We start from the raw sequence: 15,795 nt of genomic DNA, 5'->3' as shown, positions 1-15,795 counted from the left end.
CGTGAAACTGTCAAAAGAATTAGTTATATAATCTCCTTAAAACCCTTCTTCATTTCTAACTTTTAATGATGTTTCAATAATCATATCTAATAGTTTGCTATAACTAATTCCCGCTGCTTCTGCACTTTTGGGCAATAGGCTTGATTGTGTCATCCCTGGTAATGTATTAATTTCCATTACATATGGAATTCCGTCCTTCACCATCATATCAACTCTTGCATAAACACTACATTTTAATGCTTTATAACAAGTCAGTGAAGCTTTATTTACACGTTCATTAATTTCTGCTGGAAGTTCGATAACTTCCTCAACTGTACTAGTATCATCATATTTTGCATTGTAATCAAAGAACTCGGCTGCATGTCGAATTGAAACTATAGGTAACTGTTTTCCATCCAGAATAGAACATGTGATTTCATCACCTTTTATATACTTCTCAATTACTACTTCAGAATCCCATTCGAATACAGTTTCTAGCATTGAGATCAATTCATTTTTATTGTAAACGATTTTCACCCCGACACTCGATCCGCCAGAGTTTGGTTTTACCACTAATGGAAACCCTAACTTATCTAACTCATCAAGATTTAGATCCTCCATTTTTGTAAGTTCAATCCAATCTGGTGTTTCTACACCTTCATAACGTAAAATCTTTTTCGAAATATTTTTATCCATACATATACTGCTAGATAACATATTACTTCCGCTATAAGGAATCCCTAAACTCTCCAGTGTTCCTTGAACTGTCCCATCTTCTCCGTATTTTCCGTGTAATGCGAGCAATGCAAAGTCAATGTCTTTCGCTTTTTCAATTAAATCCATTTTTTCGTTTAATGTAATTGGAACTATTTCATACTTATTTTTATCTAAATGAGCAATCATTTCATTCCCCGTCATAATTGAAACTTGTTTTTCAGACGATACCCCGCCCATAATAACACCGATTTTCATTTTCTCAACTCCAAATTTCATTTTTTAATGTATCACCAATTATTTTAATTCCCCGAACTATTTCTTCTTCTTTCAAGCGCGAAAACCCTAATCGGAAAGTGTTTGCTCCTTCTCCATCAGAGTAAAAAACATCTCCAGGTGAAAACGTAACGCCTTTCTCATAACACTTTTGTAAAAGTGTGCGGGCATTCATATGCTCTTCTAGCTCTATAAATAAATGAAGTCCACCATCTCCAGTCATTCTTTTAAAAGGAATGTACTGGTTACATGCCCCGACAGCTAACTCATATTTTTTCTTATAAACAGATCTTGCCTTTTTTAAATATTTTTCAAAATATCCCTCATGTAAATATTGAAACAGAACAGCTTGATCTAGCGTAGATGTGTGAATCGTTCTTGCTCTTTTTACGCTTTCTAAATAATGAATCAGCTCTTTATCTGCAATAATCCAGCCTACACGTAAACCAGGGAAAAGCACCTTTGAAAAGCTACTAATATAAATCACATTATTGCCAGCTCCCGCAAAAGTTAATAATGGAGCTAAATGTGAACCTGAATAACGTAATTCTTCATTAAATCCGTCCTCTATAATAGGAACCTTGTATTTTGAGAATAACCTCATCAATTCCGTTCTTTTCTCTGAACTCGTAACAATACCGGTTGGATTATGATAAGAAGGAATTAAATAGGCAAAATCAAAATCTTTTTCACGCAAACTTTTTTCAACTTCATTCGTATCAATACCATCCTCATGCATATCAATCCCATGAACTTCAAGTCCATGTAAACGGAAAAGCTTAAGTGCAGCATGGTGAGTTGGATTCTCACAAATGACACGACCGGATTTTTTTGATAAAGAAGAGAGTACAATATCCAATCCTTCTGTAAATCCATTTGTAATTAGAATATCTTTATTCGAAATGTCTACACCTTTCATTTCCATGTAATGAAGTAAATAATTCATTAACGGTCTATATCCCTTTGCATATCCGTAGTTCAATACGATGTCCCCTTCAATGGACATACGAGTAAGAAAAGCTCTTTTGAAATTTTCAACATCAAATAGCTTCTCATCCGGGGCTATACTATTAAAAACAATCATTCCCTTTTCCCAACGAACACCATGTTTCATTAAATCTAATTCGTCCGCTAATGCGGTCACTGTATTAAGTTTATTTTTCCAATCTATTTCAACAGACGAAGTGTTAGATATATCCACCTTCGCAACAAAGTTCCCTTTTCCTTTAACTGCATAAATGAGTCCTTCTTGCTCTAAATCTGCATAAGCAGCGAGTACAGTGTTTCTACTCACACTTAGTAATTCACTTAGTTCCCTTGTTGATGGGATTTTTTGATCCCCGAGCAAATGCCCTTTCATAATCATCTTTTTCAAATAGTCTTTTAATTGAATATAAACGGGACGATCTTTAACAACTTTAAAATCCTTAAACAATTCCTTACCCCCTGCAATCATTTTTGCATATTTATTTCATTCTCAAAAGGTCCACGACATATGTATTTTTTATAAAGGGCGGTACGGTCTTACAAATCTTTTCGATATAAGTTAATTACATCTTTTAAAGCTGCAGCTGCAGCGCCTCGTGGATTAGAAGCCCCGCCAATTGTAGTAACTTGCCCCATCGTATCTGTAAAGAACGTAATTCCTTTTTCGGTCCCATTTACTTTTGCTAACGGATGATCTTTTTCTATTTCGCACGGTTCAACATTTAAATTCACATTGCCACCCTCATCCTTATATATTGATGCTATTAATTTAATAATTTTATGTTGTTTCTTAGCATTTTGTATTTGCTGTTTTGTAACGTGCTCAATTCCTTTTATATGTATATCAGTAAGTGTTTTCTTTGTTTCCATTAAGCTGTTAGTCAAAAGTAACAATTTACACGCACTATCTGAACCACTTATATCTAATAAAGGGTTTGTCTCAGCAATCCCTTTATTTTGTGCTTCTTTCAGCGCTTCTTCAAATGTCATATCTTCCTCATACATTTTCGTAAGAATATAATTAGTTGTTCCATTTAATATTCCTTCTATTTTATCAATACTGCAACCGGCTAAACTAAATTGTCCAATATCTAGTGTCGGTAGCGCAGCGGCTGTTGCACCGCTATATCGAATTCGTACATTTGCGCCCCTTGCTGCTTCATTTATTTCTCTCCAGTTTGTAACGAGCGCACCTTTAGAAATTGCTACTATATCCATCTGTTTCTCAATCGCTTGTTTCATATATTGTTTCCCTGGATTTCCATCTTTAAGATTTGTAACCGTTGATTCTACCAATACAGTACCACTTATGCTAGTTGTTGCACGTTCCTTCGGATGATACTCTAAATATTTTTCAATTGCAGCGGTACCGGCACCATACATTAATAAATGATGAAGAGATAAGCCTTCTTCATTATGTATTGCAATATTTCTCCCTAATACGCCACTTACAACTAATTGAATCCCATATGTTTCATATATATATGAATATTTTTCATTTAATAATTTTATAAACTCTCTGCCTACTGTTCCGTATCCTGATAATACAACTTGAATTTTCATAATATCCCCCCATATTTTTCTACCAAATCCCTCTTTCAATATAATATAAAGCGCTCTCGAATTCCATCGAGAGCGCTTTATTATTACCTATTTCGGTAAACGTGATAGCTTTTCAGCAATTGTTCTATAAAACTCTTGAATGCTAGAAAAACCTAACGAGTCTGAAACACTTAACCCTACCATGTCGAGATGGTCCCAATTCGCTTTCGTTTCGATATGATTCCATTTTCCAATCTGTAATGACTCATTATTATTTACAGCAACATTAGAAGTTGGTGCAATCATAGAATTTGTATTTACTACACCATCATTTTGCCACCAAGAAGTATCGATTAATGGACGGTTTTCTTCATATCTCGCATAGGAACCTAAGAAAAATGCATTCCCCATTAACACTTTATTCATCGTTATATGTGGTAAATGTAAACCTGTTATAGGTGCTGCTTGTGATGCATGTCCACTATAAGATAAGTAATACACATCCGGTTGCGTCTTTACCCAATTATTTAACTCCTTTGCACCATCTGTACTTAAATCCCATTGACTTATATCTTTTGTATTTTTCCAAAGTGAACTATTTAGAATACGATTACTATATTGGAAAAAGGACTCTCCAGCATTCTTCTTTATCCCCCATTGATCCAATTTGAAATCATATAACGATAAATTATTGTTTCCTCCGAAGCTTGCCGTTGTAATGAGTAAATCTTTAACGAACGGTAGCAGAAGACTCCCATCCGCAAGTGTTGTACCGTTGTGAGGGGTTGCTAATGTTGTAACACTATGAACATATGATTTTCCGCCTTCAAATAGTGGTGATATTTTGGTGTTTGGGTGATTTTTCACATAATTCTTTTCTTCAAAACTACCTTCTTTTAATAGCTGTACTAATGTTCTAATCGTTTGTCCACCCATGCTATGTCCAACTAAATGAACTTTATTTGTTTCAGTCCAATTCGGTGCAAAACCACTATAAGTTCTGCCAAAACGATTATGTCCATGTTTCTCAGCATGTACGGCACCATAGTCTACTGTCCCACCGTTAATTTGTGCATACAATTCACATGCACGATCCCAGTTACTAGAAACAGGTCCAACAGCTGCGGTATGTACCATATAACCATTTCGTTTCAAATCTTCCTGTATATCATGAACACCACCCCAATATTTTACGCCCAGCATTTCTTCCCTACCCCATCCAGCAAATCCATTCACCAATATGATAGGATAATTATTTTGTTGCCTTTCTTCAGCGTATGATATTTTCGCTGCGAATGAACATACGGTCACTAATGCGAAAAAACATATTTTTAAAAATAACTTCCCCATACTTTCTCCCCCTAATAAAACGTTTACATTTTTCTTTTTTTAAAATTTAACAGAATACTTTAACAACTTAAACATAATGTAAAGTATTTTATATACGTTGTATATATAGAAAACATATACAAATGTTGATAAATATTAATTCAAGTGAACATTTACTTTTTACAATATAACTTGTAAATCTGTTTATTTGAATTTATAATTAGATATAGTTTCCTCATGTTAAAAAAATTTAAAAACCATAAGAAAACTAATCTCATTGCTTCAAAAAGGAGGAAAAAGCATGCAAATCGGAACAAATATTCATACATTATCTCAACCTACTAAAATAACTCCATCTACTCTTGAGCATAATACTATCTCTTCTACTAAACTTGAAAGTACGAAAGTAAATGATCCTATCAAGTTTGATATTCGTTCATCTGAAAAAGAAATGAAACAGCCTGAGCATAAATTTAATGAATTAGATTTATGGAAGATGTTAAAGGATAAAGGCGTTCCTTTATGGATCATCCTTGAAATGCTACAAAAGGCTCGTAAAGAAAAAGAAGCCCAAAATAATTCAGTTCAAAATTCAAATGGGATTGAGGAAACGAGTGATACTCGATTAAATGAAGTAATGTAATCTTGTTATATGAATGTTTTATAAGACAAGCACCACTCCTCACAAATAGTGGGATAAACTAAAAAGAGTTCAAAGTTGATAGAACCATTATCAACTTTGAACTCTTTTTTAAGATTTGCCTCCAATCGTTACAAACTGAACTGATCCTTCCCCTTTAAAACCTTCAATTAACTTTCTTACTTTTACTTTTTCATTAATCAACGTATTATCTGTCGATATTTTAGGGTTTTCATCACCTAATGACTTTTTCAAGTGTAGAAGTTGCATATTCGTTTCAGTTGCCCTTATTTCTTTATACACACTATTTCTCGCCACAATAATATACCATAGTGCTCCATAGTCACGTTTATTGCCAAGCCAAGCATCATTACCATATGTAACAGGTATCTTGCTTCCTTCTATATCAATACTTTTTATATTCTTTTCTTCTTCATTTATAAATAATAGGGAACTTTCTTTTGGAAAATCCGGCAACGTATCTAACGTTTTAGAAAGGGATGATTGATCACGTTTACGAAAAATCTTTGCATTCATCATCTCTTGTGCAGTAGATTCATTTATTATCAGAACCCTTTTTTGGTCGAATCTACCTGTTTTCACTGCAAAAGCTTCCTGTTCTTTCGTGTTTTCCTTATAACGATTCATAATTGCTCCAGTATGATTCTCATCTCCAATGATTAATACACCGTTAGCTGGAAATCTGTTTTCATTTTTAGAGCATGCACCTACACTTAATAACACTAATATACTTAATATGAAAATAGATAATTGTTTTTTCATCACAGTTCCTTTCATAACTCAAATTGGTTTATACATGCTTTTCTGCAAGCATACTTGCTCATATTCTCTACTGTTCCATCGTTTTATAAAGCTTTTGTAAATAACGCCAACGAGTTATAAAGAAATATAAAACTTGTATACACATAAATGAAATTAAAATGACGATAGAGCTATTTAGAATAGAAAAATCGACTAATTGTTGTAATGCCATATAAGCGACTACAGTATGTATTACTGCAACGACAATCGGTAAGAAAAACATTAATAATAACTGTCTCGTTACGACTTTCTTTAACTCCCGTTTACTTAACCCCATTTTCGAAATCATTTTATACTGCTGTTGATCGCGGTCCAAATCAGTATATAATCGAAAATAAATAAAACTAGCAGCAAATGTGAAGAAAACAATGCCGACTAAAACACTAGCCATAAGTAATAATCCATTCGTTTGTTTTGCACTTAACAACTCTATAGTTAGAGCTCTAAATTCAAAATGTATATCTCTAGGATCTTGATTAAATATATTATTTAATTGGTTTGAAACCTCTTTCGTTTTTATCCAATCATCTACAACAAATCCGTAAGTACGATATTGAATAATATCTTCATTATCTGGACCGCTATTCAGTGGAATTCCATCATATACATGATCTTGAATAGCAATATATATTCCTTCCGTATCATGAGGTAAAACTAAATTATCGACAGTTTGTTTTACATGAAATGTCTTTGTCCAATCGCCTTGAATGACTTCAATATTCTTCTTATAATCACCATTTTTAAATTCTTGTTTTTGTGATACCATTCCAGGAATTAATAACATTTCATCTTCTTTTTCAATCGTTTCTTGTTGATACCCTAGCGCTCTCGCAAGTTCGTTATATTCACTTAATTTCATTACATATACATTACTTTCTGTATATATATATGAAGATGAAGCCATTCGATACGGAATATTAGCATCAGCCATATGTTTTTTTATAATAGAGAGATGTTTATCCGCTATTTTGTTGTTTTCAGGAGCCATGTATAGTAATGTATACGGATTCGTCATCCTTACTAAATCTTTATTTCCAAGAGCAGCTGTCGTGCCAATTGCTGTAAAAGCAACTGCTGAAATAATAGATACTATAAAAAACATCGTTGCATTATCCTTCATACGATAAATTAATTCTGAAAATGTTAATATATTCGTTCTCTTTAAAAAGAAATTTTCTCTCCTTTTAGCAAGATGCAATATATACACGCTACACTGTGTATATAAAAAGTACGTTCCAATAATTACTAGAAACACTCCTATTCCGAGCACAATAAAACTATGATTTGGGATAAAGCGAAATACTAAAATATAGCCATACCCTATACTAAATAAAGAAAAAATTGATAATAAAATTGACGATTTTGGTTCAGGTTTTGGCTTTTCCCCTGCTTGAATCAGTTCCACAAGCTCTGTAACTTTTATCATTTTAAATGTTACTAGCGAAACAATTAAAAATAAGAACAGAAATGTAATGACTGTTAATAATACAGCCTGTACTGGTATATAAAAAGGTAATCCATTGCTAATCATTAATACACTGGCGCTTATTAATAAAACTAGTTTAGAAAAAATGAGTCCAATAAGAATACCTATACAAATTGAACCAATTCCAATTAACATATTTTCAATTAACAATAACTTCTTAAGCTGTCTCATTGACATACCTTGCATCATTAAAATGCCAAATTCTTTCTTACGCGTTTTTAAAAATGAACTAACTGAATATAAAATGAAGAAAAATGAAAATACAAATATCAACCCTTGTGAAACTTTAAATCCTAATGTACCAAATGCACTTATTGTTGTACTTGTCGATTTCAACTCCCCTTGTAGATCGGGATGAAATAATAAAAGTGCATACGTAAAGAAAATCATAATTGAAAATGCACTACTTAAAAAATGACCTGCATATGTACGCTTATTACGAAAAATATTATTAAATGCGAACTGACGAAAAGTCATGCCTTTTCCCTCCTAACAAAGAAAGGACATCCATAATCTTTTGATAAAACGCTTGCCTGCTTTCACCGCAATAAATTTCGTTATATAGTTGACCATCTTTAATAAAGATTACTCGGCTGCAAAAACTCGCTGCATACGGATCATGAGTAACTAACATCATCGTAGCTTTTTCTTCTTTATTTAGAGTATCAAGCATCTCCATTACATCATTTGAAGATTTAGAGTCTAAATTCCCTGTAGGTTCATCTGCAAGTAATAATTGCGGCTTATGAACGATTGCGCGAGCGATTGCTGTTCTTTGAGCTTGTCCCCCTGATATTTCAAACGTTCTTTTACTCAATATATCAGTAATGTTTAACTTCTCTGCAATCTCTTCCACTCGTTTATTCATTTCTCGGACGGAAACACCATCTAAAGTCATCGGCAATACGATGTTTTCTTTTACAGTAAGTGTGCTAAGAAGATTAAATGATTGAAATACAAATCCTAATTGTTTTCTGCGGAATAACGCTAATTCTTCTGATGATAATTGAAAAGGATTTGTGCCATTAATAAATATTTCTCCCGATGATGGAGAATCAATAGTAGATACCATATTTAATAACGTTGTTTTCCCACTACCTGACGGGCCCATAATTCCTACAAATTCACCTTCTTGAATTGATAAATCAATATCTACTAATGCTTTATAAGGTACTTTCCCTTTATATACTTTACTAATACTATTTGCCTGCAAAATTTCCATTTATATTCTCCCTTCATTTCCACTGCTCACTATAGAGTGTAAATGAATTGTCTTACAGCTCATATTGATTCATCTTTCATTTATCTTACACGCTTGTAAGATTTCTAAAAAAACTGATAACAAACCTATTTTCAATCTATAAACAAAGTATATCTATCTTATAATATTTGCATATTGGTTTGAATTACAATGCTATTTTCTAATCTTTATTTTATTAATATGAAAAGACCGATTTTTTTATCGGTCTTTTTACTTTCAAATATTATATTTTAACTGTTGTATGTAGTTGAAGCATATTTGAGTTACCTATTAAATACTATTTCACTTTATAATAACCTCTGCAAAAAAATGAGCGCTTTGGTTTCATTGCAATCAAAAACGAATTGTAAATATCTGAGGCGGAAATGAATGTGTTTATCCAACATATAAATAATAAAATTGATTTAATATTTCCTGATACAAAGAATGACATCATGGCAGGAACTACTGATAATACAATAATAGGTAAGCTCATAAAGACCCAAAATCTTGTTTTAGATAAGACTGCATTTGTATTTAACCAAAAAAATCTTTTACTAAATGTTAAGCTAATATCCCCTTTTTTACTTATTACTAAAATGTGTAGACATTCGTGAATGATGAAGACTAAGATACCTATTATGATAAGATAAAATATATTAATATGAGTGAAACCTGTTTCAAAGAAATAAGGTATTAGAAAAATAATTATCTGGAGTATATATACAAACTTCATATAATGTTTTCGGTACCAATTATTCTGTATAAAAGGAGTCCATTCTGAAAAATCCATACTTATTTGTGGCAAGTGACGAAACCAAATTATAATATGTGTTCCCCTCCCTCATTTAAACTAATTCCTGGCTTAAAGATTTAATCTACTAGCACTCAACCGTAAGTTTTATATGTAGCTCTTTAATAGACTTACCAGCAATTTTTGTTGACTAAGACTAAATGCTTCTTTATACCGCCCACTTCTCTTTTCCCTTCCATTTTTCAAGTAATTCATCTGTAGAATGATTTGAGTAAGAAATTTGTATTATCATTGATACATAAATTCGACAAAATCTTCCAACACCCTTTTTCATGAATAATTTTTCAACTGATTATCCCCTGTACAGCTTGATTTCCATATTTTGTTGAAAAGCAATTCCATCAAGAAGTCATTACAATTGTACCTTTCATATGTTAGCAGGTATAAAGTGAAACTTTAATCAGTGGGGGTTTTACTGCCCGGTAATGCGGGATAAAATGAATATAAAAAAGCTTAGAGTTTTAGCTCTAAGCTTTTTTATGATTTCGTTTTAATTCCTTTTACAGAGAAATATTTTTTATCCATTCAGATTTACTCAATACATAATGATTATATATTTGATCTTCTATCTTCTGTTCACTCAAATAAGTAAACCTGCATTTTTTAATAACTTTATTTGATGGTACATTGTTAATTAAAGCAATTGCGTTGAGGACATTTAAATTTGTTTCTTTAAACAAATAGTCAATTAAACCTTTAGTCGCTTTTGTAGCATAGCCATGATTTTGATGTTCATTTGAGATAGCATACATTATCTCTCTGTTTGGTGAAGGAAGTTCTTCTTTCATGCCTGTGCAGCACCATCCAATGCATTCATTTGTAGCTTTCTTAAATATTCCTAGCTTTAACATACGATTATCTATGTTATTCGTAGTTTTCACTGTCTCAAGAAATGCTTGGTTTGCTGGTATTTCGTAATTTGCAATCCAATCCATCCTTTGTTCTTTTGTTGATTTCCAGTCTGGTAAAAACTTTTCTATTTCCGGTTGATTTGCTATTTTATAAATACTCTCTGCATCTTTGACCATAAACTCTTGCAAGTATATATCTCCACAATCTATTCTAAATAACTTAGTCAAACTCTCTTCTCCCATATTAATCCCCCTTACTTACGTTATAGCGCCTTAATCTGCTTCGTAAGTTCTATAAATCGTTCATCAAGTTCTTTATATTCTTTGTCGTTAGAAGTTAAAAAGCTTAATTTTCCTAATACTTCTTGTCTCTCTGTTTCTAACGTTAAACGTAGCTCTTCAATATCATCTCTTGTTTTCGTAGGTTCTTCTAGCTGCTTTTGTATCGTATTGTTTGAAAACACGAGTTTTGTGTTAGTTGTTTTCTCCAGAAAATATCGATCGTGAGATACAATTACTAATGTTCCGTTATACTCAGCTAATGTATTTTCAAGTTGTTCACGTGAAGGTAGATCCAAGTGATTCGTCGGTTCGTCTAAAATGAGTACATCTTTTTCATCTAAAATATAAGCCATTAGCTTACATTTTACTCTTTCTCCCATACTCATATGCTCAATCGGCTCTTTCCATTGAGAAGCTTGGAACCCTAAATGTTTCATTAAATTTTGGACTTTTCCTCTTTCTTCAAACGTCTCTTTAAAAAATAAATTTTCTGGTGTTTTATCAAGCGGTAAATCAAAAACTTCTTGTGTTAAATAGCCGATGTTCGCAGATGGTGAAATCCATATTTCTCCTTCAGCAGTTTCCGTTCCCATAATCATCTTCAGTAATGTTGTTTTCCCACTACCGTTTGGTCCAACAATCGCAACTTTCTCACCGTGCTGAATTGTAAAATTAACGTTTTCAAATAATACTTTCCCATGAAAGTCTTTTTTTAATTGCTTCACTTCTAAAAAGCGTTTTCCTACTTTTTTGTTCGCTTGAATAGAAAACTCAACTGAATATTCTTCTTTCACACGTTCTACTTTCGTTTTCTCCAGCTCTTTTTCGAGTCGTTTTCGTTTTGACTTCACTTGTGCATCCATTCGCTTCGCTTTTACACGATAGAATTCTTTCACACCTTCTTGTTTTGTAGACTGCGCGTGTGCCTTTTGTGACCATGAACTCAATTCTTTTATATGTGTTTCTACTTGTTCTATCTTTTTTTGCTGCTTTTCATATTCACGCTGCTGCGACTTCCTTCTTTGCTCACGTACTTTCATGTAGCTCGTATAATTACCACTATGCTCAATTAATTTTTTGTCCTCAATTGACCATATTTTTGTTGCGACAACATCTAAAAAATATCGGTCATGCGATACAACAATAACAGTACCTTTCATCTTTTTTATTTGTTTAATGAGAAATCCCGTACTGATCTCATCTAAATGATTTGTCGGTTCGTCTAATATTAAGACATTAGGATTTTCGGCAAATCCTTTTGCTAATCGAATTTTCAGCTTTTCACCACCACTTAAAGTATGAAAATCGTTCGTTGGCACGCCCCATTTCGCAAGAAGTTCTGCTTCTTGCGAAATCACATCATTACTAATAAAAGATTCTATTTCTTGCTCAACATATGCGGTTTTCATATTCATTTGCTGCCATTCAACAATCCCTTTTGAAGGTTCAATCTTTCCATTTATTAATTGAAGTAACGTTGATTTACCAGCACCATTTTTACCAATTAATCCGATAACATCCCCTTGTTTCACTGCTACATTCATTTTTTCTAACAAAGTATTTTCCTTTATTTCAACATAAACATCATTTAATTTTAAAATTTCTTTCATATTACCGATCCCTTTCATTAAGGGAGAACAAAAAAATCCTCCCAAAGTAATTTTGGCAGGATTAGTCGTTACATTATTTATACCCAAATAAGCTATTACGCAAATCAAATAGCAATACCGTTGTTTGGAATTGGGCAGACTAATCCTAATTTTTATAAATTGAAATTTATTTCATTTCAACATTTAAAAATAAGATTAGTTAATCATCGTCCACCCATCATTCCTTTCCGTCATTAATAACCATATTGTACCATACTAGTACTGTATGAGTAAATGCAATTATTTGTGCTGTTAAAAAGATCGCTTTCTTTTAGGCTTATTTATCATTTCTTAGCTTCATATTGAACAAGCACAAATTACATTGATTGTAATACGTCCTTTAGATTTCCCCAGTAGTAAACTTCTAAGCACTCTCTCTTATATAAATTTTATATAAAAACAAAATGTTATTCGTTACCCAATAATAACTTATTGTTTTTCGATAAATTTTTATTGATTATTTCCTTGTGATAAGCTATTATATCTTTACAGAAAATAATAATGTAAGGATTGAATTTATGGACAGGACATTAAAAATAACAAAGTTAAATATGTTTTTAAGGATTTTTCTCATCCCGATTATAGTAGGGATTATTGTTGGTATACTAACTAAATTGGGGCAAAGTATACTTCCTGGACACTGGAATTCATTAGCTAATCTAGGAAGCGTTTGGTTAGTTCCATCCTTTTTTGTGGCTAGCTTTAGTTATTCTAAGCGTTCAGCTATACTTTCTGGTATCCTTGCACTACTCGGTATGGTATTAGGCTACTATGGTTATGCAATAGTTATTAAAAATGTAGCTCACTCTATTTATTTTATATCTGTATGGATTGTATGTGCATGTATAGGAGGAACTATCTTTGGAATTGCAGGTTTTCTATGGAAAGATACTACAAATCCACTTCATAAATTCGGAAGCGCACTTTTAAGTGGCGTTTTTGTAACGGATGGACTTCACATTCTTTTAAATTTTGAACACTATAGTCACATGTTACCTGTTGGATATACCGAAGTCATAGTCGGGATTATCTTGATTCTTGTATTAGAACGCTCTAATGCTAATCGAATTTCTTCTTTCTTAATGATGGTTCCTATCACTATTTTAGGATTAATTGGATATAAATTATTAAGTTTGTTTGTTTAATTACAATACTGTATCATGAAAAAATAAAAGACTAATTCTATTATAATCCACAAAAAATATCACGAATTTGAACATTATACTTATTCATGTTAATACACTCATTCATAGGATAGATACATACAGCTACCTCTTTCAAAGGGGTAGCTTTTTTCTTACAAGATCTATTTATCAATTTATTATTAAATCCTTCTAATTTAACACCCGTATTTATTAACGTGTCATTATATATATTAAGATGACCTTTTACTATTTCATATAATTGCTATAAAATAAGGCTAAAAAAACTTATCTCCAAAGTTCTTTAGCCTAGATCCATTATCTACACATTAAAAAATTTAATTCGTACAACGGTACCTTTACCAACTTCTGAATGAATCTCTACACTATGCCCCAATTGTTTTGTAATTTCATATACAAGATATAGCCCCATTCCTGTTGATTCTTTAAAATCTCTACCGTTTTCTCCTGTAAAGAAAGGTTTGAATACTCTTGGTAAATCTTGCTTCGGTATACCTACGCCATTATCAGCAATTTCAAGTATAACGGTATTATCTTCCTTACAAGCTTTCACTTTAATCTTTTCTCTACTACCTGATGAATACTTAATCGCATTCGATAGTATTTGTCCGATTAAAAATTGTAACCATTTCACATCACTTTCTACAGTAATGTCCTTATCAATTTCAAGCTCTGGATATACAAAATTCCGGATAAAGAATCGTTTATGTTCATGTACCGAATCATTCACTATTTTATGTAGTTGTACCCTTTCTACATAAAAGTCTTGTGTAAACGCTTCTAAACGTGCGACATACAGAGCCATTTCTAATCCCTTTTTTAATCGATCAGTTTCCTCATTTATACTTTCAAAACGTGAATCTACTTCATCCTGTGTAATTAATTCTATTACAGATAAAGGTGTTTTCATTTGATGGATCCACTGATTCATAAAGGTTAAATGGTCATTATTTTTTCTCTCTTGCATTTGCAGCTGATTTTGATAATGTCTATATTGCACCTCAAGTAGTTCTTGAAGAGCAGCCGATACAGCTGCAAAATCAGATTTTTGAACAGATTCATCCAAAGATTGCATCGGGTTTGCTAAGCGCTCATAAAAAGAACGATGTGTAAAATAACGAAACACTAAATAACTTCCCATAAAGAAAACACCTAGAAACATTGCATATAACGCCGTTGTAATATGATTATGCCCATCAAACCAATATACGAGAAATATAGCTAGTAGTTGAATTATGGTAAAGCAAATAAGTGGTATATGATCACGTATAAACAACCTTATCATTTTTCTATACCAGTATCCCAAGTAATATGCAATCTATATCCAACACTACGAATCGTTTCAATCGCACCTTCTATATGTAACGTTTGTAACTTTTTACGCACACGTGTTGTATTTACACTTAATGTATTATCATCAACATAAGATTCACTATCCCATAATTTATTAAGTAACACTTCTCTACTCACAACACGCGGATAATTTTTCATTAATGTCTCTAATAAAATAGCTTCGTTTCTCGTTATATCAATCTCGTCATTTCTAAGTTTCAATACAAGTCTTTCAGGATATAAACAAAGACCTTGTTGCTCAATCATTCGCTCTTCTAGTTTCGGTGCATAATCTCCATATGCACGTCTTAAATGACTACGAATTTTCGCCACTACAACTTCATAATGAAAAGGCTTCGGAATAAAATCATCGCCACCGTTTTCTAACGCCATAACTTGATCCATCGTGCCTTCACGGGCCGAAATGAATAGTATCGGACATGTTGAAACTCCGCGAATTTGACGACACCAAAAGTACCCATCAAAACTCGGTAAATTAATATCTAATAAAACTAACTCTGGTTGTTCTTCTAAAAAAATGTTTAATACATTTTGAAAGTCCGATACAATAACTCCTTGATAACCATATTTCGCAACATGTGTCGATAATAGTTCTGCAATTTTCATATCGTCTTCTACAATCATAATTTTGACCATTATTGAACTCCTTTTTAATCCACAATCTCAAA

Annotated in this window: 14 protein-coding genes; 2 read left to right on the top strand and 12 right to left on the bottom strand. The window is 32.4% G+C overall.

Annotated elements, in window-relative coordinates; genetic code table 11:
- Positions 1-36: 36 nt before the first annotated feature.
- The 4 genes from IBT51_RS11160 to IBT51_RS11145 form a co-directional block, all read right to left on the bottom strand.
- Complete coding sequence (locus IBT51_RS11160; protein WP_061660682.1) at positions 37-951, bottom strand: D-alanine--D-alanine ligase; 915 nt, start codon at positions 949-951, stop codon at positions 37-39.
- A 4-nt stretch (positions 952-955) separates the two neighbouring features.
- Entirely contained in the window at positions 956-2,404 is a 1,449-nt protein-coding gene (pdxR, locus tag IBT51_RS11155) for a MocR-like pyridoxine biosynthesis transcription factor PdxR (RefSeq protein WP_086422389.1), read from the bottom strand.
- Between the two features lie 89 nt (positions 2,405-2,493).
- Positions 2,494-3,519, bottom strand: coding sequence for a homoserine dehydrogenase (locus IBT51_RS11150; protein ID WP_098127271.1), 1,026 nt, complete (start codon positions 3,517-3,519; stop codon positions 2,494-2,496).
- Positions 3,520-3,606: 87 nt separating this feature from the next.
- The gene (locus IBT51_RS11145) at positions 3,607-4,848 is read right to left on the bottom strand and encodes an esterase/lipase family protein (protein ID WP_095690844.1); all 1,242 of its coding nucleotides are present in this window, start codon (positions 4,846-4,848) and stop codon (positions 3,607-3,609) included.
- 280 nt (positions 4,849-5,128) lie between these two features.
- Here IBT51_RS11145 and IBT51_RS11140 point away from each other — a divergent pair, with 280 nt between their 5' ends.
- Positions 5,129-5,470 (top strand): DUF3914 domain-containing protein, encoded by a 342-nt coding sequence (locus tag IBT51_RS11140; RefSeq protein ID WP_071730528.1) that lies wholly within the window; start codon positions 5,129-5,131, stop codon positions 5,468-5,470.
- 108 nt (positions 5,471-5,578) lie between these two features.
- On the opposite strand, the gene IBT51_RS11135 is transcribed toward IBT51_RS11140, so the two are convergent.
- From IBT51_RS11135 to abc-f, 6 genes are all read right to left on the bottom strand, one after another.
- Positions 5,579-6,250: a lipoprotein BA_5634 family protein gene (locus IBT51_RS11135; protein WP_053564408.1), complete on the bottom strand. Its 672-nt coding sequence runs from the start codon at positions 6,248-6,250 to the stop codon at positions 5,579-5,581.
- A 67-nt stretch (positions 6,251-6,317) separates the two neighbouring features.
- Positions 6,318-8,252 carry an ABC transporter permease gene (locus tag IBT51_RS11130; RefSeq protein WP_200458320.1) on the bottom strand — a complete coding sequence of 645 codons (1,935 nt, stop codon included), beginning with the start codon at positions 8,250-8,252 and terminating at the stop codon, positions 6,318-6,320.
- On the bottom strand, positions 8,227-8,997 hold the full coding sequence (locus tag IBT51_RS11125) for an ABC transporter ATP-binding protein (protein ID WP_053564410.1): 771 nt from the start codon (positions 8,995-8,997) through the stop codon (positions 8,227-8,229). Before IBT51_RS11125 ends, IBT51_RS11130 begins: the two co-directional genes overlap by 26 nt.
- A 316-nt stretch (positions 8,998-9,313) precedes the next feature.
- A complete protein-coding gene (locus tag IBT51_RS11120; RefSeq protein WP_071730602.1) occupies positions 9,314-9,808 on the bottom strand; it encodes a DUF3267 domain-containing protein in 495 nt (164 codons plus the stop codon).
- A 521-nt stretch (positions 9,809-10,329) separates the two neighbouring features.
- The gene (locus tag IBT51_RS11115; protein ID WP_088022337.1) at positions 10,330-10,923 is read right to left on the bottom strand and encodes a GNAT family N-acetyltransferase; all 594 of its coding nucleotides are present in this window, start codon (positions 10,921-10,923) and stop codon (positions 10,330-10,332) included.
- Between the two features lie 20 nt (positions 10,924-10,943).
- The gene (abc-f, locus tag IBT51_RS11110) at positions 10,944-12,572 is read right to left on the bottom strand and encodes a ribosomal protection-like ABC-F family protein (RefSeq protein ID WP_200458321.1); all 1,629 of its coding nucleotides are present in this window, start codon (positions 12,570-12,572) and stop codon (positions 10,944-10,946) included.
- Between the two features lie 557 nt (positions 12,573-13,129).
- Here abc-f and IBT51_RS11105 point away from each other — a divergent pair.
- Positions 13,130-13,756 (top strand): DUF6518 family protein, encoded by a 627-nt coding sequence (locus tag IBT51_RS11105; RefSeq protein WP_000376270.1) that lies wholly within the window; start codon positions 13,130-13,132, stop codon positions 13,754-13,756.
- Positions 13,757-14,075: 319 nt separating this feature from the next.
- On the opposite strand, the gene IBT51_RS11100 is transcribed toward IBT51_RS11105, so the two are convergent.
- Both IBT51_RS11100 and IBT51_RS11095 read right to left on the bottom strand, forming a co-directional pair.
- The gene (locus IBT51_RS11100) at positions 14,076-15,059 is read right to left on the bottom strand and encodes a sensor histidine kinase (protein ID WP_053564412.1); all 984 of its coding nucleotides are present in this window, start codon (positions 15,057-15,059) and stop codon (positions 14,076-14,078) included.
- Positions 15,056-15,763, bottom strand: coding sequence for a response regulator transcription factor (locus IBT51_RS11095; RefSeq protein ID WP_000238996.1), 708 nt, complete (start codon positions 15,761-15,763; stop codon positions 15,056-15,058). The genes IBT51_RS11100 and IBT51_RS11095 overlap by 4 nt, the downstream gene beginning before the upstream one ends.
- Positions 15,764-15,795 lie beyond the last annotated feature (32 nt).

The sequence above is a fragment of the Bacillus sp. S71 genome (assembly GCF_016625265.1).
Classification (GTDB): Bacteria; Bacillota; Bacilli; order Bacillales; family Bacillaceae_G; genus Bacillus_A; species Bacillus_A cereus.
This window is presented reverse-complemented; position numbering and strand designations above follow the sequence as displayed.